Below are 1,950 nucleotides of genomic sequence, written 5' to 3' on the forward strand. Positions count from 1 at the left end.
GTTGTAGCTCTTCAGCAGGGCTGTCTGCGCGCCGCTGCTTTTCGTTGGCGGGGCTGCTCCGCACTGACAGCCATATCCCCCCCCCCGCCACAAAGGCGCTCTTCAGTCCAGGTCGCCCATGACCCGCCCGGCAAGCCCGACCACCCGCCGATGCCCGGCCAGTTCGACGAGCTCCACCTCCCGGCTCTGGCCCGGGTCGAAGCGCACCGCGGTGCCGGCCGGGATGTTCAGGCGCATGCCACGGCTGGCAGCGCGGTCGAAGGCCAGGGCGTCATTGGTCTCGAAAAAGTGATAGTGCGAGCCGACCTGGATCGGCCGGTCGCCGCTGTTGGCGACGTTCAGCGTGAGCGTGCGACGGCCGACGTTGAGTTCGATGTCGCCGGGCTGGACCTGGTATTGCCCGGGAATCATTGCGGTTGCCCCAAAATCTTGTAGTAGATGGCGGTCGGGGTGTAGGTCCCGTCCGGGCTCTGGCAGTAGTCGGGCAGTTCGCCGACGCGGGTGTAGCCCATGGCGCGGTAGAACGCCTCGGCCTCGGAGCCGGCCTCGGTGTCGAGGTACAACAGGCCGCGCTTGTGCTGGCGGGCACCGAGTTCAAGGGCGCTCATCAATTGCTGGCCCAGCCCCCGGCGGCGCGCCTCGCCGCGCACCAGCAGCTTTTGCACCTCGGCGCGGTTGCGGCCGTTGGGCTTCTGGCACAGGGCAAGCTGGACGCTGGCCTGCACCTGTTCATCCTTGACCACCACCCACAGCAACAGATGACCTTGGTTGAGGCTGGTCTGGACCTCGTCGAAATAGGCACGGGCCTGGACGGCGTCGAGATCAGCCATGAACCCCACGCTGGCGCCGTAGCCGACGGCGTCGAGCAACAGATCGATCAGGCCCTGGCGATAATGGGCAAAGCTTTCAGCATGGACTCGACGCAACTGGGCGGCGTTCATCGGTATCACTCCTTGTCGATGGCGGGCGGTGGCGCCCCGGGGTTGAGGACCAACTGCATGAACGTCAGGTCCAGCCAACGGCCGAACTTGGTGCCCACCTGGGGCATCTGCCCGGTGGTGACGAAACCGATCCGCTCATGCAGGCGAATCGAGGCCGCGTTGCCGCTTTCGATGGCGGCCACCATGACGTGCTTGTCGCAGGCCCTGGCGCGTTCGATCAGTGCGCTCATCAGCAGCGGGCCAAGGCCCTTGCCACGCTGGTCGCGGCAGACGTACACCGAATGCTCCACCGTATGGCGGAAACCATCGAACGGCCGCCAGTCGCCGAAGGAAGCGTAGCCGAGCACGTTGTCCTCGGCGTCGACGGCCACCAACACCGGGTAACCCTGGGTTTGTCGGGCGCTGAACCAGGCCTGGCGATTGCCCAGGTCCACGGGCTGTTCGTTCCAGATCGCCGTGGTGTTGAGCACGGCGTCGTTGTAGATGTCGCGGATCGCCGGCAAGTCGGCGGGTTGGGCGTCACGAACATGGGCAGTCATGGCGTGGCCTCAGGCGATGGGCTGGTGGACGGTGACCAGTTTGGTGCCGTCGGGAAACGTCGCTTCGACCTGAATCTCCGGGATCATCTCCGGGATACCTTCCATCACCTGCTCGCGACTCAGCAGCGTGGTGCCGTAATGCATCAGCTCGGCCACGGTCTGGCCGTCGCGGGCGCCTTCCAGCAGCGCGGCGGAAATGTAGGCCATGGCTTCCGGGTAGTTGAGCTTCAAGCCTCGGGCCAACCGCCGTTCGGCGACGAGGCCGGCGGTGAAGATCAGCATCTTGTCTTTTTCGCGTGGGGTCAGGTCCATGTGCAGTCCATAAGGGGCAGATAATTTTTTTCGCAGTAAACACCGATCCCTTGTGGGAGCGAGCTTGCTCGCGATAGCAATCGAACATTCAACATAACCGTTGGCTGATACCTCTCTCAAATACACATCTGACGCAGCCGAAGAATAGGAAAATGTAG

General features: G+C 64.1%; 4 protein-coding genes. All 4 read right to left on the reverse strand.

Annotated features, from left to right (window positions below; genetic code table 11):
• Positions 1-102 precede the first annotated feature (102 nt).
• The 4 genes from HGO40_RS30400 to ureA are packed head-to-tail and all read right to left on the reverse strand — an operon-like array spanning position 103 to position 1,792.
• Positions 103-411 carry an urease subunit beta gene (locus tag HGO40_RS30400; RefSeq protein WP_250966051.1) on the reverse strand — a complete coding sequence of 103 codons (309 nt, stop codon included), beginning with the start codon at positions 409-411 and terminating at the stop codon, positions 103-105.
• Positions 408-941, reverse strand: coding sequence for a GNAT family N-acetyltransferase (locus tag HGO40_RS30405; protein ID WP_039593491.1), 534 nt, complete (start codon positions 939-941; stop codon positions 408-410). Before HGO40_RS30405 ends, HGO40_RS30400 begins: the two co-directional genes overlap by 4 nt.
• A gap of 5 nt (positions 942-946) precedes the next feature.
• Positions 947-1,480 carry a GNAT family N-acetyltransferase gene (locus HGO40_RS30410; protein ID WP_250966052.1) on the reverse strand — a complete coding sequence of 178 codons (534 nt, stop codon included), beginning with the start codon at positions 1,478-1,480 and terminating at the stop codon, positions 947-949.
• 9 nt (positions 1,481-1,489) lie between these two features.
• Positions 1,490-1,792: an urease subunit gamma gene (ureA, locus tag HGO40_RS30415; protein WP_003186301.1), complete on the reverse strand. Its 303-nt coding sequence runs from the start codon at positions 1,790-1,792 to the stop codon at positions 1,490-1,492.
• Between the last annotated feature and the right edge of the window lie 158 nt (positions 1,793-1,950).

It is taken from the genome of Pseudomonas sp. CG7 (assembly GCF_023701885.1).
Taxonomy (GTDB): domain Bacteria; phylum Pseudomonadota; class Gammaproteobacteria; order Pseudomonadales; family Pseudomonadaceae; genus Aquipseudomonas; species Aquipseudomonas zanjanensis.